This window comes from Hyalangium versicolor, assembly GCF_020103695.1.
Classification (GTDB): Bacteria; Myxococcota; Myxococcia; order Myxococcales; family Myxococcaceae; genus Hyalangium; species Hyalangium versicolor.
On sequence record NZ_JAHXBF010000002.1, the window covers coordinates 1 to 23,362 of the forward strand.

At 66.0% G+C, this 23,362-nt stretch carries 20 protein-coding genes; 18 read left to right on the plus strand and 2 right to left on the minus strand.

The window, feature by feature from the left end:
* The first annotated feature begins 576 nt into the window (after window positions 1–576).
* The 6 genes from KY501_RS03505 to KY501_RS03530 all read left to right on the plus strand — a co-directional run bounded on the left by KY501_RS03505 (window position 577) and on the right by KY501_RS03530 (window position 7,696).
* Window positions 577–1,302: a response regulator gene (locus KY501_RS03505; RefSeq protein ID WP_309242944.1), complete on the plus strand. Its 726-nt coding sequence runs from the start codon at window positions 577–579 to the stop codon at window positions 1,300–1,302.
* 86 nt (window positions 1,303–1,388) lie between these two features.
* On the plus strand, window positions 1,389–1,598 hold the full coding sequence (locus KY501_RS03510; RefSeq protein ID WP_224361077.1) for a hypothetical protein: 210 nt from the start codon (window positions 1,389–1,391) through the stop codon (window positions 1,596–1,598).
* 989 nt (window positions 1,599–2,587) lie between these two features.
* Window positions 2,588–3,313: a double zinc ribbon domain-containing protein gene (locus tag KY501_RS03515; RefSeq protein ID WP_224361078.1), complete on the plus strand. Its 726-nt coding sequence runs from the start codon at window positions 2,588–2,590 to the stop codon at window positions 3,311–3,313.
* A 184-nt stretch (window positions 3,314–3,497) separates the two neighbouring features.
* A complete protein-coding gene (locus KY501_RS03520) occupies window positions 3,498–4,937 on the plus strand; it encodes a hypothetical protein (RefSeq protein ID WP_224361079.1) in 1,440 nt (479 codons plus the stop codon).
* Window positions 4,938–5,022: 85 nt separating this feature from the next.
* Window positions 5,023–5,910: a DUF2381 family protein gene (locus KY501_RS03525; protein WP_224361080.1), complete on the plus strand. Its 888-nt coding sequence runs from the start codon at window positions 5,023–5,025 to the stop codon at window positions 5,908–5,910.
* A 13-nt stretch (window positions 5,911–5,923) separates the two neighbouring features.
* Entirely contained in the window at window positions 5,924–7,696 is a 1,773-nt protein-coding gene (locus KY501_RS03530; RefSeq protein WP_224361081.1) for a serine/threonine protein kinase, read from the plus strand.
* A gap of 21 nt (window positions 7,697–7,717) precedes the next feature.
* Here the strand turns inward: KY501_RS03530 and KY501_RS03535 are convergent, their stop codons facing one another.
* Window positions 7,718–8,044, minus strand: coding sequence for a zinc-ribbon domain-containing protein (locus tag KY501_RS03535; RefSeq protein ID WP_224361082.1), 327 nt, complete (start codon window positions 8,042–8,044; stop codon window positions 7,718–7,720).
* Between the two features lie 85 nt (window positions 8,045–8,129).
* Between KY501_RS03535 and KY501_RS03540 the strand changes: the two genes are divergently transcribed.
* From KY501_RS03540 to KY501_RS03590, 11 genes are all read left to right on the plus strand, one after another.
* Entirely contained in the window at window positions 8,130–8,426 is a 297-nt protein-coding gene (locus KY501_RS03540) for a helix-turn-helix domain-containing protein (RefSeq protein ID WP_224361083.1), read from the plus strand.
* 64 nt (window positions 8,427–8,490) lie between these two features.
* Window positions 8,491–8,805, plus strand: coding sequence for a PadR family transcriptional regulator (locus KY501_RS03545; RefSeq protein WP_224361084.1), 315 nt, complete (start codon window positions 8,491–8,493; stop codon window positions 8,803–8,805).
* The gene (locus KY501_RS03550) at window positions 8,802–9,302 is read left to right on the plus strand and encodes a hypothetical protein (RefSeq protein ID WP_224361085.1); all 501 of its coding nucleotides are present in this window, start codon (window positions 8,802–8,804) and stop codon (window positions 9,300–9,302) included. Before KY501_RS03545 ends, KY501_RS03550 begins: the two co-directional genes overlap by 4 nt.
* 286 nt (window positions 9,303–9,588) lie before the next feature.
* Entirely contained in the window at window positions 9,589–10,131 is a 543-nt protein-coding gene (locus KY501_RS03555; protein ID WP_224361086.1) for a chemotaxis protein CheW, read from the plus strand.
* 238 nt (window positions 10,132–10,369) lie between these two features.
* Window positions 10,370–14,047 carry a DUF3857 domain-containing protein gene (locus tag KY501_RS03560; RefSeq protein WP_224361087.1) on the plus strand — a complete coding sequence of 1,226 codons (3,678 nt, stop codon included), beginning with the start codon at window positions 10,370–10,372 and terminating at the stop codon, window positions 14,045–14,047.
* Window positions 14,048–14,081: 34 nt separating this feature from the next.
* Window positions 14,082–15,539 (plus strand): ATP-dependent nuclease, encoded by a 1,458-nt coding sequence (locus tag KY501_RS03565; protein WP_224361088.1) that lies wholly within the window; start codon window positions 14,082–14,084, stop codon window positions 15,537–15,539.
* Window positions 15,526–16,398, plus strand: a complete 873-nt coding sequence (locus tag KY501_RS03570; RefSeq protein ID WP_224361089.1) for an HNH endonuclease — start codon at window positions 15,526–15,528, stop codon at window positions 16,396–16,398. The genes KY501_RS03565 and KY501_RS03570 overlap by 14 nt, the downstream gene beginning before the upstream one ends.
* Complete coding sequence (locus tag KY501_RS03575) at window positions 16,391–16,795, plus strand: hypothetical protein (protein ID WP_224361090.1); 405 nt, start codon at window positions 16,391–16,393, stop codon at window positions 16,793–16,795. Before KY501_RS03570 ends, KY501_RS03575 begins: the two co-directional genes overlap by 8 nt.
* Window positions 16,776–17,426: a nucleotidyltransferase domain-containing protein gene (locus KY501_RS03580; RefSeq protein ID WP_224361091.1), complete on the plus strand. Its 651-nt coding sequence runs from the start codon at window positions 16,776–16,778 to the stop codon at window positions 17,424–17,426. Before KY501_RS03575 ends, KY501_RS03580 begins: the two co-directional genes overlap by 20 nt.
* Window positions 17,427–17,512: 86 nt before the next feature.
* Window positions 17,513–18,772, plus strand: a complete 1,260-nt coding sequence (locus KY501_RS03585) for a hypothetical protein (protein ID WP_224361092.1) — start codon at window positions 17,513–17,515, stop codon at window positions 18,770–18,772.
* Between the two features lie 59 nt (window positions 18,773–18,831).
* Complete coding sequence (locus tag KY501_RS03590; RefSeq protein WP_224361093.1) at window positions 18,832–20,757, plus strand: right-handed parallel beta-helix repeat-containing protein; 1,926 nt, start codon at window positions 18,832–18,834, stop codon at window positions 20,755–20,757.
* Window positions 20,758–20,779: 22 nt separating this feature from the next.
* Here KY501_RS03590 and KY501_RS03595 read toward each other — a convergent pair whose 3' ends face one another.
* A complete protein-coding gene (locus tag KY501_RS03595) occupies window positions 20,780–21,571 on the minus strand; it encodes a DUF5995 family protein (protein WP_224361094.1) in 792 nt (263 codons plus the stop codon).
* Window positions 21,572–21,890: 319 nt separating this feature from the next.
* On the opposite strand from KY501_RS03595, the gene KY501_RS03600 reads away from it, so the two are divergent.
* On the plus strand, window positions 21,891–23,345 hold the full coding sequence (locus KY501_RS03600; protein WP_224361095.1) for a sensor histidine kinase: 1,455 nt from the start codon (window positions 21,891–21,893) through the stop codon (window positions 23,343–23,345).
* Window positions 23,346–23,362: the final 17 nt, after the last annotated feature.

A 23,362-nucleotide genomic window follows, 5' to 3' on the forward strand; every position in this document is an offset into this window, starting at 1 on the left:
CACCTGACACAGCAACAATCCAGAGAAGGGACAGGCAGGCTGCCTGCACTTGCCTTGTACTAGGTTGGCTGCTGGGGAAACACTACAGGTTGAGCCTGCTCACCCAAGGTCAACACCCTCTGAGGCCTTGCCGCTGGCTCGCCCATCGCATCACCCGGTGCCCCCTTCCCCGCCTGCCTTCCGAAGCGCCCAAGTTCTCCATGGCCCGCGCCCTCATCAAGGTGGACTCGCGGTCTACACTCCACTCACCCCCCATACCCGTGGGGTCATGTGCCACAGGGAGGGTGGCAATCTGTCTCCTGGCAAGCATTTGCGGAATGCGTTAGGCAGCAAACCTTAGTGGGGGTGACACTGACGATGATGGGAGGGGCCACAGAGTGGGTGGAAGCCTTTGCCGTCGGCTCGCTCGTGGGTGGGCTGCTCGTCGTCGCCCTCCACCAGATCCTCTCGAAGGCTCGAGCACGCGGGGAAACCGTTGCAGCGCCGCGTGAAACGTTGAATGAGACTTCACGCCTCGCAGCCCCCTCACAGACTGGGGCCGGAGCGGTCGAGCCCCATCGCCCGCGGATCCTGGTGGTGGAGGATTTCGCCCTGCAGCGGCCCATCGTCACGGTGCTTCTGGAGCTGACCGGGCATCCTGCCGTCTCCGTGGGAACGGGCCGCGCCGCGATCGAGGCACTTCAGATGTCTCGCTATGACATCGTGTTCCTGGATGCGCGCATGGCCGGAATGGATGGCTTCGAAACCACCCGGCTCATTCGAGCCGAGGAGGCACGCCGGGGGGGCCATGTCCCCATCATCGCCCTGCTCTCCCGAGACATGAAGGGAGAGGAGGAGCAATGTCTGGGGGCCGGAATGGACGGCTTCCTCTTCAAGCCGGTCCGGCTCGCCCCGCTCCAGAGAGCGATCGAGCAATGGACCGGGCCGGATGCGGCGAGGCCCACGCCTGCGCGCCCTGCTCTGAAGGCGATGGACTCCGCGAGCCTGCTCCGGCGCGTCGAAGGAGACGTCAACCTGATGAAGGAAGTGATTGACCTGTACATCATCCAGCTTCCCTCGCTCCGAGCCGCTCTCGACGAGGCGCTGAGGCGCGAAGATGCGCAAGAGGTGGCCCGGGCCGCGCATGCGATGAGGGGAGTGTTCCTGAATCTCTCGGCGGGGCCCGCAGCTACCGCGGCGGGGCAACTGGAAGACCATGGCAGGGAAGGACGCCTTACCGAACTCGGCCCGGCCGCGGACAGCCTGCTGCGAGAGCTCTCACGTGTACAAGGGTCCCTGGAAGAACTGCGGGCAACGCTCTAAGGCCCAGGAAGTCTCTTCACATGCTGGAGCGTGGACGCGAAGTCGTCGGCGTTGGTAGGGTCGAAAGTCCTTCAAGGGAGCACCTCATGCGCTGGCTCCAGACATGGCTACTCGGTCTATCAGCCATGGCGATGATCGGTTGCCCCTCCGAATTCGGCAAAGAAGGCCGGGTTGCCAAGGCTGCGCACAAAGATTCGATGGAGCTTGTCATCAAACGCTGCTCGCCCGAGAGGATCGAGGAGGTCTGCGGCAACGGCAGGGAGAACACTCCAGAGTGCAAGCAGTGCCGCCCGTGAACTGGCGCACACTCGTGGGTGGCGGCGCGGCCGTGCTGCTGTCTCTGCCACTCGCGCTGCTGCTCTGGGGGATGTTGCGGCCGAAAGTGCCCTCCCAGGCTCCAGCGGAAGTGCGCCTCAGCCCCATGCTCGCTCCAGAGCAACGAGGGCAGTTGATGACTTATCGGCGTGAGTGCAACTCAGGGAGCGAGTGCGAACCTCCGTTGGGCTGCTTGTTCGAAGCCCGGTACAACCAGGCCTATTGCACGGACAGCCAGTGCATGACGGATGAGCAGTGCCTGGAAGACCAGGTCTGCCGCCCTCTCGCCACGAAGGAGAACGGGCTGAGGGTTCGTATCTGCGTCCCCGTTGGCGTGCGGCAAGAAGGAGAAACGTGCGACCCGGCGCCCAAAGACAAGGAACATGCCTGCTCGTCCGGGTTGGTGTGCGGCGGCCAGAATGACAGTTGGTGCGGCAGGCCGTGCCATCCAGGCGCGCACTCCACCGAATGCCCCGACGGCTTTTTCTGCGCGGACACCGTTCCTGAACCCCTGTGCCTGCCCACCTGCGAGCCACAAGGGTGTCCCCAGAATCAGCAGTGCGTCCGGTTCGAGGAAGGCGCTTCAGTCTGTGCGCACATCCATGGCCCCAACTGCCAGCAGTCGCCTTGTCCCAATGACCGCAAGTGCTCGGTGCTCACGAGTCCGTCGCAGCCGGGGAAGGCATGGATGGAGTGCCTCGAGCGGTGCGGCAAAGGCCTTCCCCCTTGCAGCACCGGGAAGGTCTGCGACGTCTGGGTGTGCCTACCGAGCTGCGACCCGAAAGGGCCCAACGTCTGCGACGAAGGCTATCGGTGCAGGGAGGGGTGGCCGGACACGCCCTTGGCGTGCCGTCCGGATTGGTAGGTTCCCGTCCATGGCTGTGCACGGAGGGACGAGGGATTCTCTCGCAAGTGCCTGTTTCTCGGGGGCTCGGGCGTTGGCGCGCGATGTGCTCATGCGCACCGGGACATGCCAACACCTTCCAATACCTCCCTCCTTCGCGGAATCCTGGAGCTGCTCTACCCGCCCTCCTGCCTCGCCTGCTCGCAGGTGCTCCCGGTGCGCGCCTTCTTCTGCGAGACGTGTGACACCGCCGTGGAGCGCGTCCCGCCCGCCTGCTGCCGCACCTGCGCCGAGCCCGGACGCTTTCCTTCCGGCAACTGCCCCCGCTGCCACATCCACCCGCCGCCCTTCGCTCGGGCCTGGGCGCCCTTCGCCCACGAAGGGCCCGTGTCTCGCGCCATCCACCGCTTCAAGTACGAGGACCACCCCGAGCTGGCCGAACCCCTGGGCGAGCTGCTCGCCCACGAGGCCCACTCCTTCCTCCGCCACGCTCCCGCCGTGCTCGTCGCGCTGCCGCTGCACGCCCGCCGCTTCCGCGAGCGCCAGTATGATCAGACCCAACTCCTCGCCGCCGCGCTCGCGAAGGCCACCGGCCGACGCGCTCCCGTGGGCCTCCTCTCCCGAACCCGGGAGACGCAGCGCCAGGTCGGCCTCTCCGAAGCAGCCCGCGCTGACAACGTCGCCGACGCCTTCACCGCCTCTCCCGCCGCGGCAGGCCAGTCCCTCCTCCTCATCGATGACGTCTTCACCACCGGGGCCACCACCCGGGCCGCGGCCGACGCGCTGCATGCCGCCGGAGCCGCTCACCTCGAGGTGCTGACCATCGCTCGGGCCTTCAGCCTCTCCACCTGAACCCCTTCCCCTCAGCCTGCACGAGCCTCACATCTTCGACCTTACCCATTTTTCCGCTGGCCAGAGCGCGGCTGAGGGGCCCTGGAAGGGGAAGTTGAGAGCGCGGCCAGAGACGTTTTTTTGAAGCCCAGGTACCGGGATGTAGCTCGCTTGGGTGCCTGCTCCCTCCGCCTACAGGCCGGCCATGTCGGACCTCCTTAGTAGGCTGGTTGGGATGGCAATCCCACACGAGGATGACGCGCGGGAAGAGCGCGGCAGCTCCCCTTCGGTTGGAACGGTGTCCACGCAGAACGCGGCGCTGAGCGCTGTGCGCCACACGGGTGCCCTCGTGGCGGGCGCGAACCTTCTTGAGGCGACAGGGCCACTCGCCGAGTTGACCGCCGCCGAGACACGCGGCGTGCTTGATGCGGCCCGGCGCGAGTTGATTACCAAGAAGGGGCGCGGCGTCGTGTTCGAAGCCGCTACCGTTGTTCAACTTCAGGAGGCTGGCGAGAGGTACGGCTTCAAGCTGTCCGCGCAGCTCTCGACCGCCGCGAACAACCCACGCGCCGACGTGCTGGTCACCCACGCGGGATTGGACATTGAACTTCAGCTCAAGTGCGGCGACGACAAGTACATTCGCGCAGCCCTGCGCAAGCAGGCCGATGGCGTCGTGATGCTGGTCCCTTCCGACGCTGTTCAGGGGCAGGCCGTCGGAGTGCTCGACTTTGATGGGGTTGAGATTGAATCTCCGACCAGAGATCAGCTCTACGCACAGACTGAAAAGTCCCTCGACCGCCTGTCGGCCGGGGAGCCCGTAGTGAGCTTCGCGGAGGCTGCGAAGCGGGCGCTGAAGGACAGCCTGGTCGCCGCCGTCATCGTCGCTGTCATCGACATCGCATCGCAGGTGCTGGAGAAGCCCGAGCAGCCCATCGACTGGAAGCGCACCAGCAAGGCGGTCTTGAAGGTGACGGCGACGACCGTCGTCACTTCGCTCTTGGCCACCGCGAACACCGCCACGGCATTGAAGGCGGCAGGCAGGGCCATCGAAGTTGCCTCGATTGCACGGGGAACCCGCGCTGCGGCGGCGCTGGTGCCCCACGCCATCGACGTGGCGATTGACTTCAGCAGGTTGTCGTCAGGGGAGATGAACCGGGCTCAGTTCGTTCGGAAGGCCTCCGGCCACGCTGGCGCTGCGACAGCCGAGTACCTCGCCTTCCCAGTTCTTGCTCGCATTGCCGCACGGTTGGGTCCCATCGGTAGCGTTATCGCGATGATCGCCGGTGGGCTGTTCGTCTCGTTTGTCGGGCGCAAGGCAGGGGAGTTCATTCACGACATGGCCGTGGATCTTCTCAGCGCGCCTCCAGCAGGCCAGCAACTTGTGGAGGGCCAGGTATCTGCGGCGGTTGAGCGCCTCCAGCGCGAGACTGAGCACGAGATTGCCCGCCGCGTGAAGAAGGCCGAGAAGCGGCTCTGCGAGGAGCCCCGGTGCTCGAAGCCGCATCACGCGCGGGGTATGTGCAAGCGCCACTACAGCCGATGGTGGCGACGTCAGCGAAGGTTCAACTGGCGCGCATACTCGGTTGCGCTCCCGCTACGGGGCAGGCCGACGTTGGCGGTCGCTGGAAGGAAGCAAGGAAGATAGCCTGAATCCCATAGCCGCACGTCGCTAGCGTCGCGCCATTATGCCGTACATCTGCTAGGGTTGTAACCTCGGAGGTTCTACTTCCTTGGTACTACCCAGTGCGTGGCTGCTCCTCGTCCCGCTGCTGGTGGCGGGCACCGCCGCCGCCCAGCAGCCCCAACTCCCCGCCCGGCAGCGCCAGGATCGCCGCGCGGCGCTGCCCACCACGCCCGCCGAGCCCATCCCCGAGGTGTACGTGGCCGCGGGCAACCTCACCACGGTGGCCTTCAACGGCCCTTTGGACCGGGACAGCCTCGTGGTGGACCGGACCCGCTTCAAGTTGGTGGACGTCGGCGACCGCCTCCTCGCCCTGCAGCCCTTCGCGGACTTGGGCTCGGGCGAGCGCCTCATCGTGAAGGTCGGCTTCAGGGACAGGGCTCTTCCCGCCCAGGCAGTCCTCGCCGTCGTCACCGACTCCACGGTGATGGACGGGAACGTGGAGATGGACCGGCGGGCGAACACCCCAGAGGCCCTGCTCGCGGCCCTCAACCAGAAGGAGGTGGAGCTGGAGGAACTCAAGGCCCGGTACGTGGGCAACGGCCCAGCGAGCCTCGTCCTCTCTGAGTGGCTCAACAAGTACATGCTGCCCATCAAGTTCACCACGGCGGTGGCTCCTGCGGACGCCAGCGGCTTGGAGGTGCCGGAGAGCATCGGCTACGCGGGCAAGTTCTCTGCGCTCGTGGCCATTCGCTTGCGCAACCTGCCTGGCCAGCCAGCCTGGGTGGTGGGGCAGGCGCGGCTCACCAGCTCGAGTGGAGCTCTCGTGAAAGTGCTCTCTGTGCAGATGAAGTCGGCAGAGCTGGCCCCAGGTGAAGAGGGGCTGGTGGTTGTGGAAGTGGAGGCCCCACCCTGGACCGCAGGCAAGCCGTTCAGCGTGGTCCTCGTGGACACCAGCGGCCAACGTCGCCTTTCCCTCAACCTGATGACGATGTAGGAAGGCCCAGCCCATGACGACCGACGCCCTTCATCCGGATCACCTCCAGCCGGGGCACATGGTGGGGCCCTGGCGCATCCTGGAGTCGTTGGGAAGCGGTGGCTTCGGCCGCACCTTCAAGGTCGAGTGCGAGGGGGCGCTGTTCTCTCTGAAGATGGCGCTGCGCCCAGCATCAGAGGACAAGGAGGTGGATGGACGGGCCGCTCGTGAAGGCGCCGCCCTGCTGGTCAACTCCAGCCACCCCAACCTGCCGCGCCTGTACGCCGTGGGCTGCTGGCCTCATTCCACCAGGGGTTACCGCTACTTCGTCACCGAGTATGTAGAGGGGGAGAACTTCAACGACTGGCGCGCTCACGCACGCCCTACGGCGGCGCAGTTCGTGGACATCTTCCTGGCAGTGGTGCTTGGGGTGATGGAGATGCACCGGCGCCAATTGCTGCACCGGGACCTGACTGGCTCCAACATCGTCCTGCGCAAAGGGGACAACAAGCCGTACTTCATCGACTTGGGCAGCGTGTGGCTGCCGGGCTCTTCCACCCTCACGGAGAAACTGCCGCCGAGCATGGCCCACGCCCTGCCTCCCGAGTGCGTCGCGTTCTTGCGGCGCAGCGACAACGAGCAGGGCGAGCACTTCGACGCGGGCGTAGCGGGAGACTTGTACCAGCTCGGGGTGTTCATGTTCGAGGCGCTCACCGAACACCACCCCTTCGACCCCAAGAAGTTGCCGGCCGCGGAGCTGTTCGCCGCCATCGAGACGCTCGTTCCCCACCCTCCGCACTACCTCAACCCAGATATCCCCGAGTCGCTCAGCCGCATCGTCATGCGGTTGCTGGAGAAGCGGCCGGAGGACCGGTACGAGAGCACCCAGTTGCTGCACCAAGCGCTCTGGGATGCCGCCAAGGAGCGAAAGAGCCGGGGCTGGAAGGTGCCGCTGGTGCTCCCGGAGAACGGGCCCGCTCCCGTCACCCCGGAGGAGTTGGAGGAGCGCAAAACCCGACAGCAAGAGTCCGAGCAGAGGGCCAAGGAGGCTCGGAAGCAGGAGGCTGAAGCACTCTCTGACAGGCAGGCCTTGGAGAAGCTCTCCACCGCCGCCAAGGAGTTCGAAGCCGAGCTCGCAGCCCTTGAGGAAGAGCATGCCCGCCGCAGCAAACGGCGCTGGCGGGTTGCTGCTGGAGTCGGCGTGCTCTTCCTTGGACTTGCGCTCTTCGTTGCGTGGCAGGTGTGGCTCACCCCCGCCACGACTTCCCCCGCATCATCCGAGAAAGGAAGTTCGCTCATGTCCCCCCTCAGCAACTCTCGGCCCGTGAGGGCCGTTGCCGCCTGGCTGTGCGCCACCTTCACCGTTGGCTGCCCAGCGGCCCAGGTGCGGCCCCTGCCGGAGGACTGCGCTCCGGAGGCTGTCCGAAGCATGGAGGAGATGCACCTCCTCAACCAGGACTCCTACCAAGTCATCATCGACATCAACCAACCTGGTAAGGAGCAACAGGAGGGTACCTATCGCCCAGGGCCCATCGTCAGCAAGGTGGTGAAGTACTCGTGGACGGGCCCCTTGCCCGACGGCACTCTCCTATACGGTCAGCTCTGGACGGAGGGCCTCACGAAAGAGGGGCAGGGGGCGGTTCTGGGCCGCTACACCGAGGCCCTCCTGCCGGATGGGCGCCGCGTTCCGGTGTGCTTCGTCCTTGGCGACTTGACGGGGCTCACCATCAAGAACCAGGGCTCGAAGCCCGGCGAGGCCCGCCTGCCGCGGGAGTGGGGGGTCCTGGCTGTCAGGCGCTGGCCTTGAGGGCAGCCGAGTATATGCGGCTTATCGCCATTCACGTGGCTGCACACCCTCCTCAACTGGGGAGGGGTTTGCACGGAGCTCGTTGTCCCGGTACTCGGAGAGCAGCGAGCCGATCATCATGTACTTGACGGGGCCGGCGGGGGCTTGAGCGGAGCCGCCCTTCTTCAGGGCCATGCCGACAACACCGAGTAGGCACGTGCCGACCAGGCACATGCCCAGTCCGCCGAAGACGAGGAGCAGCACCTTCTTCGTGGACATGCCGCGGGCCACCGGCGCTCCGCACCCGGGGCAGGTGGCCGCGTCGCTCAGCATGTTGGTTCCGCACCGCCTGCACTTCACCAGCGCCATGCGTGCCCTCCGCTCGCACGTCTTATAGGACACGTCTCTAGCGACGTGGGCACCGGTTGTAGGCGTTTCTACGGTCAGCCGCAAGATGCCGCGGCCCAAGGCCGAGAGACGACGCAAGCCCGAGCGGGCCGAGCAGTACGAGACCGCCACCTACCGGGAGCTCCAGGCCCGGTTGGCGGAGGCCGTGCGGCGCCTGCGCAGCGAGAAGGGGTGGACTCAGGAAGAGGCCGCCCACCGCTGCGGCATGACAACGCGCGTGCTTCAGCGCGTGGAGAACTCCGAGGTGAACCTCACCCTCACCACCCTGGCTCGGCTCTGCGAGGGGCTCGAGGTGGATGCGGCTCAGCTCCTCAAGCCCCTCCTGAAGGGGCGGTCGGCGTAGCGCACTGGACGTTTCCTCAAAATTCTAAGTTGCATCCTCAGAGTTTGAGGTTACTGTCCCGTGCATGGAAAGTCCGGTCACAGCGAAGACGGCCATTCTGGCCGTCCTCATGAGCGGGAAGAGCTACGGGCTCGAGATCATCGAGAAGGTCCGGGAGCGGACCAAGAACGCTATTGTACTCAACGAGGGGAGCGTCTACCCCACACTCAAGGCCATGGAGCGAGAGGGCCTCCTACGCAGCTTCGACGGGGAGGCCATGCCTGAGCGCGGTGGGCGTCCGCGGCGGTACTACGAGCTCACGGGCGAGGGGCGCCGGGTGGCCACTGAGCAGCGCACCGCAGTCCTTGGGCTCCTGCAGCCGGCGGGGGTATTCGGATGAATTGGGACACCGGGTTGGAGGTCGCACTGGGTGCTGGAACCCCTGTCATTGCCGCAATGATTCACAGAGGCGTGCAGAAACTTTGGCAGAAGGCCCTTGAGAAAGCTGCGCAGATCGATCCGAAGACCGCACCACCTAGTTACCATCGCGCCTATATCTTGGGTAAGGCGCTTGGGACGGTTGCTGCCATGTTGCTCAAACCTGGGAAGGCGCGGCGACCGAAGGTGAAAAGGTTCGCAGGGTCACGGACGGTTGAGCGAGCTACGTACTTCCTCGATCTCCTCTCTATGGTGGTTCCCAAGCGCATCGCTAACGAGGAGATTGGCGACGCGGTGGAGCTGATCCACCGAATGGCGAAGGTCCGACGACCGAAGTGGTTCATCGCGCTCAAGGTCGCCACCACCTACTTTTGGGTGGGCGTCCATACCCTTCTTCACTGTGCGGAACAGGTCGCTGGCATCGTGAGTCTCGCCAGAGGCAAGGGCGACAAGGACTAGGGCCTCAGGGAGCGGCCAAGTACAGCCCTCGTCTGGTTACCTCCCCAGCGCTGGATCCGCAGTTTCGTGAATGGCCTTTTACGCCTCGTTTGGGTCATCGCGGACCCGCCGGAACGAGCCAAAAAAATGAGCAAGGAAGAACTCACATTTCCCTATCTCGGCTCTCCCTCCTTTGTCTGATCTTCACCACCATGTAGGTTTCACTTGTTTCCTAAGGTTTTGGGGCATAGTATTTTCACAGCCTCACTGCGTGTGAGTCGGTCATTTTCCGCGGGGGTGACCTTTTATGACGCTGGCGCTGGTGCCGGGGCAGGCCGAGCTGTACTCCACATTTCTTCTGGGCGGCGAGCACTACGCGGTGCCGGAGAGTTGCGTCCGCGAGGTGCTCCTGGACTCGGCCGTCATCCACGTGGCCGCCGCGCCCCGCTTCATGCGCGGCGCCATCGCCGTGAACAGCAAGCCGGTCCCCGTGGTCGATCTCGGCCCGCGGCTGGGCCAGGCCTTCCGCTCCACCGCCGCGCGCACCGTCGTGTTCGTCGTCGAAGTCCAGCGCGACGGCCAGCCCATGCTCCTGGGACTGACGGCCGACGTGGTGGGCAACCAGGTGCACCTCAGCTCGCGAGACGTGGTGGCCGCGCCCTCCTTCGGCACCACCAGCCCCATGGACTCTTTCATCGCCGGCATGGGCCGCCATGGAGAGGGGCTCGTCCTCCTGCTGGACGTGGACCGCATTCTCTCCTCCTCCGAATTGCTGGCCGCAGAGGAGTTCGCCGCCTGCGCGGAGCTGTCTCCGAGCCCGCCGAGCGACCGGAACCTCCGCCCCGTCTAGCTCGCTCCCCTCCCCCCACGGCAGGCGGGCGGGCCCGCCCTCACGCCACGGCTGACGCCCCTCCTTCTCGGAGAGGAGTGTCCTGGGGCGACGTGTTTTTCACGCTCGCTGGCGTTTTCGGTTGCTTGACTGCCGTCCGAGGCCGCATGCAGGGGAAGGCGCGCCTCATGGCGCCTGTTCACCGGCGTCACCCCCCTACCAGGGGTCCCACCCTATCGAAGGACGAGGGATACGACGGATGTCGCGTTTCACATGGCTCGCCGCAGTCTTCGTGCTCACCAGCCCGCTGCTGGTCTCCGCGAAAACCCCGGACCCCACCGCCGAGGCCGCACAGGAACTCTCGGAGAAAGCCCTCGAGCTGGCCAACTCGCCTCGGGGCGCCGCCTACCTCATCCGCCTGCATGGAAAGGTGGAGGACCTGGAAGACGTCACCCCGCTGGTGTCCACCTACGCACAGGTGGCCAGCAAGCGCAGCGCTGATCCCGGCACGCGCGCCACGGCGACGATGCTGCTGATGGACCTGGAGCGCGCCCGCGGCCGCACGGTGCGCGCCGCCGAGGTGAACCGCTCGCTGGGCTTCATCAACGACTACTATGTCGTGGGCGGTTTCGAGAACGAGGGCAAGAGCGGGTGTGACACCGACTTCGGCCCCGAGGCGGCCACGGTGGACTTCACCGCGAAGTTCGCGGGCGCCAAGGGCCGCGAGGTGTCCTGGCGCAAGCTGGCCGTGACGTCCACGGATGGGTACGTGGACCTGGCCTCCGCGGTGCGCCCCAACAAGGAATCCGTGGCCTACGCGCTCACGTGGCTGGAGGCGCCCGCGGACATGCAGGTGGCGCTCGGCGTGGGCACCTCCGGCGCGTTCCGCCTGTGGCTGAACGGCCAGCTCGCCACGCGCGAGGATCGCTACAACCTGCCGCGGCCGGACCAGTCTCGCGTGTCGGTGAAGCTGCGCAAGGGGCTCAACCGGGTGCTCCTCAAGGTGTGCCAGGAGACCGGACCGCTGGGCTTCTACCTGCGCCAGGAGCCCCTGAATGGACGCGGCCCGGCCAAGGTGGCGCTCCCCGGAACGCCGCCGGCCCTGGAGCGCGGCGCCGCCCCGTCTCCCCAGGCGCTGCCCACCGTGACTTCCGCGATGCGCGAGTTGGTGGCGAAGAAGCCGGACGATGCCACGCTGCGCGGCGAGTACGTCACCGTGCTCTCCTTCTTCCGCGCGTATGACGAGCGCGAGCACACCGCCGCGGTGGAGTCCGAGCGTGCGGCGAAGGCGGCGCCCAACGACGCGAGCCTGCAGTTGCTGGCCGCCGCCAACCAGCACGAGGACCAGAACGTGAGGCGCCAGTTCCTGGAGGCCGCGATCAAGGCGGATCCGGACTCGGGCTCGGCGCGCGTGGAGCTGGCCGAACACGAGCTAGATCGCGGCCATCCGGAGCGCGTACCTCCGCTGCTCGAGCCGGTGGTGAAGAAGACGCCCGAGTACGGCTCGGCGTGGCTGACGCTGGCCCGGGCCTATGAGGCGCTGGGCGAGAGCGCCCGCGCCCAGCTCATGGTGGAGGAGACGTTCCGCCGGCTGCCCCGCCTGCCCAAGGTGGTGCGCGCCGCCGCCGCGGCCTCGCGTAGGCTGGAGCGCAACCAGGAAGTGCTGGATCGGCTGCGCGTGGCACTGGCTCTGCGCTACGACGATTCGCCCAGCCGCCGCTCGCTGGCCGCGTCGCTGGCGGACCTGGGACAGGTAGAGGCGGCCGTGCGCGAGTACACCACGCAGCTCACCCTGAATCCCTTCGACAATGAGTCCCGCGTACGGCTGGGCGAGCTGCGCGCGGCCAACGGGCAGTTGGAGGGCGCGGTGGCGAACTTCGCCGAGGCCCGGGCGCTCTCGCCGGACGAGCCCGAGGTGTATGAGCGCGAGGGCCGTGCGCTGCTGGCCGCGGGCCGCCGTGACGAGGCCATGGCCGCCATGGAGCGCTCGCTGGCGCTGCGTCCGCAGAACCCCTCCCTCAAGGAGGCGGTGCGCACCCTCAAGGGCGAGTCCGGCACCTCCGGCCAGCGCTTCCTGGTGGATGCGGCGCCGTACTTCAAGGAGGGCGATGCCTACCCCACCGAGGACGCGGTGTACCTGGTGGACAGCACCTACGTGCGCGTGCAGAAGAACGGGCTGACCAGCGAGCAGCACCAGTTGGTGGTGAAGGTGCTCAACCAGCGCGGCGTGGAGGACTTCCGCACGCAGCCGGTGGCGTACTCGCCGGACCGGCAGGAAGTGCACATCATGCGCGCCCGCGTCACCAAGCCGGACGGCTCCATCGTCGACAGCTACGGCGACAGCGAGCGCAACATCAACGAGCCGTGGACGGGCATGTACTACGACGCCCGCGCGAAGATGCTGAACTTCCCCGCGCTGGCGCCGGGGGACGTGCTGGAGCTCCAGTACCGCATCGAGGACACGGCGCAGGACAACCTGCTCTCGGACTACTTCGGCATGGTGGAGAACATCCAGGGCATCTACCCGAAGGTGCTCTTCCAGTACGTGGTGGACATGCCGAAGGAGCGGCTCCTGTACTCGAACGCCGCGAAGCTGGCGGGGGTGAAGGGTACGCAGGAGGAGATGGACGGCGGGCGGACCATCTATCGGTGGGCGGCCAAGAGCGTGCCCAAGGTGGTGCCCGAGCCGGGCATGCCGGGCTGGGCGGAAGTGGCTCCGCCGCTGCACGTGTCCACGTACAAGACGTGGAACCAGGTGAGCCACTACTGGTGGGGCCTGGTGAGGGATCAGCTCACGCCCAACGACGAGCTGCGGCAGACGGTGGAGCAGGTGCTCAAGGGCGTGGACCGCAAGGACGACATGGCCGTCATCCGGGCCGTGTACAACTTCGTGGTGACGAACACGCGCTATGTGGCGCTGGAGTTCGGCATCCACGGGTACAAGCCGTACCGGGTGGACAGGATCCTCGCCCGGCGCTTCGGAGATTGTAAGGACAAGGCGAGCCTCATCCACGCGATGCTGAAGCTGGCGGGCGTGGACAGCCGGATGGTGCTGTTGCGCATGCGCAACCTGGGCAACCTGACGGAGGACGTGGCGAGCCTGGCGGCCTTCAACCACGCCATCGTCTACGTGCCCAAGTACCAGCTCTACCTGGATGGCACGGCCGAGTTCCACAACGCGCGCGAGCTGCCCAGCGCGGACCACCGGGCCAACGTGCTCATCGTCGAGCCGGACGGCACCAGCAACTTCCTCGTCACGCCCGAGGCGAAGTCCGAAGACAACCTGACGAAGCTGACGATGGACGTGACGCTCAAGCCGGACGGCTCGGCGGAGGTGACGGGGGCCAGCACGGTGACGGGGCAGACGGCGCCCGAGTATCGCCGGGCCTACCGCACGGCCTCTTCGCGCAAGTCGACGTTCGAGCGCGCGTGGGCGCAGAGCTTCCCGGGCCTCACGGTGAACGAGGTGAAGCTCAACGACACCACGCTGCTCGACCAGGACGTGCAGGTGGACTTCCGCATGTCCATTCCGCGCTACTCGGAGGTGCTGCCGAACGGGGCGCTGCGCTTCCTGCCGTTCGGCACGGGCCGCACGTACCAGCAGGCGTACGCCACGCTGGTGGAGCGCCGGTTCGACCTGGTGATGCAGGGCCCGTGGATGAACAACTTCGTCCTGCGCTACACGCTGCCGCCGGGCTACACGGTGGCGGAGCTGCCTCCGACGATGGAGGAGAAGAAGGACTGGGGCCGGGTGCGGCTCACGTACCGCCAGGAGGGAGACAAGCTCATCGCCGAGGGCGAGGTGGCGATGACTTCCCCGCGCGTCAAGGTGGACGACTACACGGCGTTCCGGGAGTTCCTGGGCCGGGTGGATCAGGCCTTCTCGCGCAAGGTGGTGGTCAAGGGTCCTCCCCTGGGCAAGACCGCCGAGCGCTGAGTATCCTTGCCGGATTCCTCCGGCATGGACCGCGATGCACTTCGAGAGCGAACAGTGGAAGGACCTCGCGCCACGCGCGGGATATCCATGTGTGGTGCTGGAGCGTGGGCGCCCCTGGAACGATCTGGGGCACACGACCAGCTTCACGGCCTACTATGTCTCGAATGTCGGCCAGGAACTCGAGCTGGGCGCGTTGAAGATCCTTCAACGCGGACAGCAACGGACCGAGTTGCCCAGCACCTTCACTCAACTCGGTGACTCCTTCTGCAGTCTGGGGCAGAGCCTGGAGTTCTACGAGCACATCCAGAAGCTGGGGCCGGAGATTGCCCAGGACATCCTCACAGGCCTCCGAGACGTCGTCTTCAACCCTGCGCTCCGCTCAGAGTTCCAGCAGGACCTTGGCTACACGCGCTCGCTCTTGCGCGGCTCCTCGGCCCTCTGGGTCTTGCGAACAGCCGGTGCCCTGTTCGGTCACGCCCCCGAAGCCGTCCCTCCACCCTCGTTCACGTACACGAGAGTCCTCGAAGGCTTCGATACTCCGCACAGGCTGGAGATTGAATTCCAGGAGACGGAGTGGCTGGGACGGATCGTCGCGCTGGTCGGACGGAACGGGACTGGCAAGACCAACCTCATGGGGATCCTGGCGTATGCCCTCAGTGGGCTCAACGAGAAGGAGGTCCCCAACCTGGGCGCTACGCGTCCCCTGGTGAGCCAGGTCATCGCCATCTCGTACAGCGCCTTCGACATGTTCAAGCGCCCGAGCTACCGGGAGGATGGCGTCAACTACACCTATTGCGGACTGCGAGACAAGGACGGCCGCATCGACATGGATTCGGCGATGAAGTCATTCGCCACAGCGCTCTCAAGCATCCGTCAGCAGCAGCGCGAGCAGCAATGGGCCGAGTTGCTGGAGGAGTCCGGGATCCTCAAGGAGTTCTCCGAGCCAGAGCCCATCGTTCAACTTCCTTTCGAGCTGCCGGAGGGGTGGCTTCAGAGACAAAGCTCGGGCCAGAAGCTCTTCCTGTTGATCCTCGCCAAGCTGCTCGCGAGCATCCGCAAGGGTTCCATCCTGCTCTTCGACGAGCCGGAGAGCCACCTGCATCCCCAGATGCTCTCCAGCATGATGCGGCTGCTCCACAGCCTGCTCCGGAAGTTCCGCTCCTATGCGATCGTGGCGACCCACTCGGCCATCGTGCTCCAGGAGATCCCCGCGAGGGACATCCGGATCCTGGAGCGTGATGGCAGGGTCCCCATCATCTCCCGCTACCCCAGCGAGTCCTTCGGCGAGAGCCTCACGGAGATCGTCAACACCGCCTTCCGGATGGATGAGCAGCACAAGAACTACTTCCGGATCCTGCGCGTCCTCCTGGACAAGGAAGGGACCCGGGATCGAGTGACCGCCGTGCTCGGCAAGAAGCTGAGCCTCAACGCGCGCATGGCGCTGCACGCGATGGCCGCGGAGCAAGGAGCCCCGGGTGATGAGAAACCTTAAGCCCTGCACGGCTCCATCGCTCCAGCACTTCAGCGCCATCGCTGCGGCCAAGGACCCACCGCGGGACGGGCAACTCCGGGCGCTCCAGCCGCGTATCGGTGGAGCCTACGGAAGCTACGACCGTGTCTGCCCTGCCCTGGAGTCGCTCGCGCCGCTGCAGGTAACCCCCGAGGAGCGTCAAGTGCTCCTCCACTGCTACGAGGGAGAGACGATTCCGCTATCTCTTCTCAAGGATGCGATCTGGAGCAATCAGACGGACTTGCTGAAGGCGACGTGCCAGTACTGCTGCGTGAGTCCGCCGGAGACCTACGACCACTATCTGCCCAAAAAAAAGTACCCGGAGTTCTCCGTCCACCTCCGCAACCTGATCCCCTGCTGCGCGGACTGCAATCGGGACCGAGGGGATCGATGGAAGAACGCGCAGGGGGAACGCCTGTACATCCACCTCTATGATGATCCCGTCGAGGAGGACAGGGAGGTTCTCTTCGCGGAGCTCGACATGAGCCATCTCCCTCGCGCGATCTTCCGCCTCGAAATGGGCCAGGCTCGCAGCCAGCTGTTCTACCCATTGCTCGAACGCCACATCACGGAACTGAAGCTGCTCGCGAAATACGCGCGCGTTGCCCCAGGGCGCTTGAGCGAACACCACCTCTCGATCTACGCGCACAGGAAGTGGCTCAAGCAGGCCAAGATCACCGAAATCTTGAAGGACCAGCTCTCACAGGAGAAAGAGCTCTATGGCGTGCACCACTGGAAGGTCGCCCTCCTGCGAGCCGTGATTCAGACACCCCAGTTCGTCGATTGGGCGCTCAACACCCCTCCTTCCGTCTGGGAAGAAAAGGACGAGGCTCATGCTTGAGCGGAGCAAGGCGCTGAAGGCGCTGATGAAGGCGATCTCCGCCGTCAAAGCCCTTGATGAGCCGGAGCAGATCGAACCGGTTCTGGACGCCGTGGCCTCGTCACTCAGGCCCTTCTTCCAGGATCTACCCGACAAGCTCAAGGATGGGGCTGTTCCGCTGGATGCCCTCCTGGCCTACCTGTCCAGCGAGAATTGGGTCTCCCCCAGAACCGCCAAGGCGGCCAGCCGCTTGCTCGAAAGAGCCAGCATCGAACGTTATGATGGCACCGTGGTGGAGGCACCTGTCGACGAGGTGAACACAAAGGACCGGGACTTGCTCTTCGACGGTCTGAAGAAACTCCACACGTCGATAGAGTTCGACGAGCCAGAGCCCGACGATGACGAAGAAGGAGCATGAGCACTGGGTCGGCCTCCTGGATGCGCTCCTGGTATCCAGGGGCCTGTCCTGGAAGGAACTGTCGAGCCACTGCCGACAGATCATCCTCTTTGGCTCGCGCGCCGCAGGGGTGGCTCGCGAAGGCTCGGACTTCGACCTGCTGTGCATCGGCTCCGGTTCCAGCCAACTCGGTCAAGGGCTGGATCTCGTCTTCGTGACAACCAAGGAGAGCCAGGGTAGCCGTTGGCTCGGCGGTGAGTTGGCGGGACATGTGGCCAGATATGGCCAGTGGCTCATGGGAGATCCGGACTGGGTGCACCGGGTCCAGCCCTCTCGAGCCGCGATCGACCGCAAGGCCGAGAGGCTTCGCCGACGGCTGCATGCCGTCGAAAGCACCTTCCCCCTCTTGGACGCGGTCTATCTCGACAAACACCTGACGCTGATCCGTCGCGACCTGCAGCGGTACGAGTCCCTTGTCAAAGGCGAGCCCGTACCGCCGACTCCTCTGCTGGATCAGGCGTGGACTCGCATCATCCATCCACAAGAAGAAATGGAGCGGCTGGCACGCGCGGCACGACTCGAATCGAAGTTCCTGATCGAGCGACTGAGCGCTCCTGAGCGGTGGCACGACAAAGAGCTTTCTGGGAGCTGACGACTCGTCCCATATCGGCACGTCAGGCTTGCCCCTCCGCTGAGCCTGCCCCACCTTTGGGCGGGTGGCGCGAAGGGGTCGGGCGGATGCGAACGTGGGCCGTGGCGGCGGTGGCAGGAGTCCTGGGGCTGGGACTTGCTTGTGGTGATTCCGAACAGTCTCCTCCACCGGCGCTGCCGGGTGAGCCCCAAATCCCTGCTCCTCCCGAACCTCCCTCCAAGCCCGAGCCAGAGCCCGGTCCTTTCTCATGCGAGGACCTGCTCCCAGCGCCTGTCTCTCCGGTGAGCCGGGACATCGTCACGGGGTTCAACGACTCCTGTGAGCTACACCCAGCCATGGATGGAGCCGGCAACCTGGCATACGCGGCCGGGTACGCCGGGTATGGGACGTACCGTTGGTATGTGCGGAGCCCGGAGTGGAGCCCGCTCAACAGCTTCATCAGCAGGCCGACACCGGACCTCTGGCCTCAGGCCCATGGGTTCCAGACGGTGAGCCTCATCTGTGGGGGAGCCACCAGCGGCATCGAGTTCGAGGCCTTTGACGGAATGGGGCAGAGCCTCACCACCGTGGGGCTCGGGAACTACTCCGGCTGCGATGGAGCGGAATTCCACGATGCCGCCGATCCCGCTGGAGGCACTGTCGTGGCCTGGGTGCGTCCCACCTCGGGTGAGCTGGACGAGCGCCAGCGCGAGCTGAAGGTGCAGCGGTTCGACGGTACGGGACAGACGCGCTTCGCGGCCGTGACGGTCGCTACCTGGCTCCTGGGAGCGCAGGAACAGCTCGCAGTCGTCGTGGGCACCGATGTCCAGGGACGGGCGCTGGTGCTGTGGAACGGGGATGCCTTCTTCGGCGCGGGCACGACCGCGGGCCGGTGGCTCGATGCGCAGGGCGCTCCCCTGACGCCCATCTTCCAGGCCCAGGTTCCTTCGCTGGGCTCGGCTTCGATGTCTCGCGCGCTGACTCCGCTCATCGGAGGTGGGCTGGTGCTGCAACTCGATGGCATGTGGACCCGCAGCTTCGCGAGTGGCGTTTCCTCAGCCAGCGCTCCACCGGACTGGCTGGCCCAGCGCAGGGGCCGACTCGAGATCGTCCGTGGGGGCCGAGCGTATGCGCTCCTGCCGCCCACGCCCTCCGCGCCCGTCTGCACCCAGCAGGTGGAGGTGCTCGCGCCGGATGGAACCTCGTGCGGAGTGATGACCTTCGAGACCGAGCCTGGTGCGTGCGCGAGTGATCCACTGGTGCTCGGCGCGGATGGCACCATCCTCCAACAGCAGCCACTCGCTCACCTTCTTGAGAACGGCATGAACGGTTGTATCGAGAAGTGGTGGCCTGGAATTCTGCATTAGCCGCGTAATGCGGGTTTTACCCAATCGATTCCTAGAAGCGTTTGGTGCCTTATGCACGCATGGCTCGAAACGATCTCCCAGGTTCGACGGCAGCGTGGCTCGTGACAGGCCTTCTGCTCGCATGCGGCGGTAGCGAGCAGGAGCAACCCTCCTCCGTACTCACTCAACCTGCTGAACTCGCGGACCGCGCCTGTACGACTCAAGCCGGGTGCTCGGAGATCCTCGGCAATGGCGCGGGCTCCATCTGGCTCGATGGGCGCAACCAATCCGCCACGTATTACGAGGGGAAGACGCTCTGTATCAAGGCCGGCTCCTACACGGGAATTGGCCTGTATCAGATCGTCGCTTCGGCCGCGAAGCCCGCGGTGATCACCAACTGCGGCGGGCAGGCGGTCTTCAACTCCACCTCGGGCAGTCCGTTCTACGTGGGCGGCGGGAGCCGCTACCTGAAGATCACCGGCACGGGGAGCTCCGCTCACACCTACGGCATCGTGGCGGGGACCTCGGGCGGCAACCAGGCCCATCTGGATCTCCGGGAGGGAACCTCCGACGTCGAGATCGACCACGTCGAGGTGCGCGGCAATGGCAACGGCGGCGTGGGCATCGCCTTCCGCACCTACCCGCAGTGCGATGGGAAGTGGAGCCGCGGCACCTGGGCTCAGTACAACACGAAGATCCACGACACCTACGTCCACGACACCAAGTACGAGGGCATGTACATCGGCCCCTCGCACTACGGCTGGGTCACCGCCACCGGCTACACCCCCGGCTTCGACTGTGGCAGCAACCCTCGGCAATGGGAGGCCGAGGTGATCGGCCTCGAGGTGATCAACAACCGGGTGGAGAACATCGGCAACGACGGCATCCAGATCGGCGCGGCGACGCAGGGAATGACCGTCCAGCACAACGTGGTCAAGAACTACGGGCTCAACCAGGACGAGAGCCACTCGGGCGGCATCACCGTGAACCCGGGGACCAAGGGGTTCATCGACTCGAACTGGATCGAAGCGGCCCAGCCCTATCGCACGCAGGGCATCATCTTCCAGGGAACGGGCGGCTCCACCATCACCAACAACGTGATCGTCGGCGGGAGATGGGGCGCGATGTTCCTGCGCAACAGCGATGCGAACATGGACGCATCCATCCCGGAGATCATCTTCGACAACAACACGCTGGCGAGCTCGACGTACCAGGGGCTGTACTTCTTCTGTAACAACCTGGACGTGGTCACCTTCGTCAACAACATCGTAGCGGGCGCCCCCACCGTCTACGCCGCAAATGGTAACTCCACGGCCTGTGTCCAGTCGCTCGGGACCCACAACCTGCTCACCACCAAGCTGAGCGAGGCGGGCTTCGTGAATCCAGCGGCGGCGAATGGGGACTTCCACCTCCAGGCCACCTCTCCGGCCGTGGGCGCGGGCGTCAACCTGAGGGGCGTGGTGGACTTTGACTACGCCGGCGTGGCCCGGGGCACGGGCGCGTATGATCTGGGAGCGTTCGCGCGGGTGACTCCATCCACCAACCAGCTGCCGACCCTGAGCGCCGATGTCACCGAGCTCACCCTGAACGAGGGCGAAACCACGCAGATCGTCTTCACGGGCGCGGACCCCGAGCAGCAAGCGCTGACGTGGTCGATCGTCCAGGCACCGGACTTCGCGACCGTCAGCGAGCAGTCAGCAACCTCGCGCACCTTCCTGCTCACCACCACCCCGCTCACGGTGAGCCAGGACACGGACTTCTCCCTCGAGGTGAAGGTCAGCGACGGCTCCCTGGAGGCCCAGAAGAAGGTCGTCATCCACGTGAAGGACCGCTCGGATTCGGGGATCGGCGCACCGGGGGATGGGACCGATGATCCCGGCGCCGTGAAGGATCCCGACGAGGTGAAGGAAGGCTGCAGCAGCACGGGGAGCAGCAGCGGCGTGTCCCTGCTCCTCGTGGGACTCGGGTGGATGCTCATGCGGCGCCGCCCGGAGATGAGGACGTAGGCCTGCAGTTCCAGCGGGGACCTCACCCCACCTTTGCCACGGGCACGGCCTCCGTCGGCACGGCGATCTTGAACTCGCCCTTCGCCAGGATGCGGATGTTCTCCGCGACATCCGTGCTCTCATCCGAGTGGATGAACTGGAAGAGCGGGTTCCGGGCCAGGACGAGATCTCCCAGGATGGCCACCTCCATGTCGCGCGAGGCCATGGCGGACACCTGCTGCTCCGCCGTAAGGAACGCCAGCTTGTTCGCGAAGTGCCAGGCGGCCTCGCGCGCCTCGTCCATGGCGAAGCCCACCGCCTTGAGCTCCAGCGAGGGAGCAATCTTCGTCAGCCATCGGAAGACGGGAGACTCCTGATCGATCTCCTGCTCGACCAGCGGCGTCAGCGCGGCGAGCACCGTGTTGATGCGGTTGAAGTCGGGCTCGAGCGGCGCCAACTGATTCCCCGGTGAGGTCCGCGCCGCCGCAACGGCCAGATCCAGGTTGATGTGGGCGTTCATCCCGATGAGCAGGTGCTGGAGCACCACGAGATCCGGGTTCCCCGCCGCCTCGAAGGCCTTCAACCACGAGCGGCTGGGCAGCTCGCCCGCCTTGTACTGGCTGTAGGCGGTCAGGTAGCGGTTGGCGAACATCACATCCAACCGCTCCATCCGAGGCCCGTCGAGGAACTCTCCCTGGCGGATGCCTTCTCGCACGGACTGGGTCACCCGGTTGTACAGCGCCGCGAAGTATCCCAGGCGGCTCCGGTTGGAGATGCACTCCTCGATGATGACCTCCAGCTGAGAGATCACCTCTTCAATGCTCTTGGCTTGCATGGGCGCTCCTGATCGATGCTTCCAGCTCGGAGCCATGCCCCCCGGGGATGGCTGCCGGACTATATGCGAGCGTGCGCATCCCGCATGAGGGGTGCGGATTCCGCAGCGCCTGCCCAAGCACTGCGCCCGCTCCCTCCCATGGAAGCCCTGGAAAAGACACGGCTTCAGGACAAAAGCCGCCCTGGAACGGCAGTTGCTCCAGGAGAGAGGTGCACCCGCCCGTCGGCGGATGCCGCCCCTGCGGAGCGCCACGCCATGAAGTCGCCTGCCTGCCTCAGTGGCGCCCTGTTCTCCAGGGATGACGACGGAGGATGCTAGGATGTCCCACATGCGTGTCGGCGATCCCGTGCGCCTCATGAGGTGGTCGCGCTGGGGCATCCTCCTCGCCGCGATCCTCCTCAGCAGCGGCATGGTGCTGTCAGCGCTGGTGAACCACTCTCGCGTGCACGAGATCTCCTGGAGCCTCATCCGCGGACAGGGACAGTTGCTGATCGACGGGGTGCGCCAGGGGCTGAGGGATCTCGGCCATCCGCCCACGGAGGAAAGCAAGGCCCGGCTGTTCTCCAGCCTCCAGGATCAGGGCCTGCGCTACATCGCCCTGATAGAGCCTGGCATCCGCACCGAGATGGGCACGGCGCTGGGCGGCGTGGCTCGGGCGGAGTTCGTTCCCTCGGGTGCGGAACAGGAGATTGGCCTCACGGAGGTGGGGTCTCGCATCCGCCTCCAGTTGCGCGTGCCGCGGCCTCGTCCTGCCGGCCAGCCACCTCCCGCCGCCGAGCCTCCGCCCCCAGAGGCCGAACCCCCGCCCCCAGAGGCTGAACCTCCGCCCCCGGAGGACGAACCCCCGCCTCGGGAAGATGGGCGCCCACCGCCGCCGCGGCCCGGCGTCTTCCAGCGAGGCCCTCCGCGTGGAAATCCCCAGCCCAGGGCCCAGCTCCCTCCGCGCCCGCCGCAAGGAGCACTTCCGCCCATCGTGCTCGAGTTCGAGCCCCTCATGGCCCGGGAGCTCGTCTCCAGCTCGCGCCGCTCGGTGCTCATCAGCGGGGTGGTGGCGCTGACCATGATGCTGGCGGCGGGGATCGCATTCCGATGGCTCAAGCACCGCGAGGCGCAGGAGCACCGGCTGGCACGCGAGCGGCACCTGGCGGTGCTGGGAGAGATGTCCGCGGTGCTGGCGCACGAGCTGCGCAACCCGCTGGCCTCGCTCAAGGGGCACGCTCAATTGCTCGCGGAGGCGCTGCCGGAGGGGCGCTCCCGCATCAAGGCCGAGCGCGTGGTGAAGGAGGCGCTGCGGATGGAGGATCTCACCACGAGCCTGCTGGCCTTCGTGCGCACCGGCGACATCCACCGCCAGCAGACAGATCCGGTGGCCATCGTCCGTGCCGCGGCCGAAGAGGTGGACTCCCGGCGCATCGAGCTGGACTCGGGCACGGCGCCGGACTCCTGGTCGCTGGATGCGGCGCGCATGCAGCAGGTGCTCAGCAACCTGCTGCGCAACGCGGTGCAGGCCTCGCCGGAGGGGGCGCAGGTGTTCGCGCGCATCTCCACGGAGGACAAGGCGCTGCTTTACGAGGTGAGGGATGTGGGTACGGGCATCCCTCCGGGGCAGGAAGCCACCATCTTCGAGCCGTTCCACACGAATCGCCCGCTGGGCAACGGGTTGGGCCTGGCGGTGGCACGGCGCGTGGTAGAGCTTCACGGCGGCAGCATCCAGGCCAGCAACCACCCCGCGGGTGGGGCCTTGTTCCGAGTGCGCATTCCCCTGTCGGCCTGAGCGCGTGAGCCGGGCGA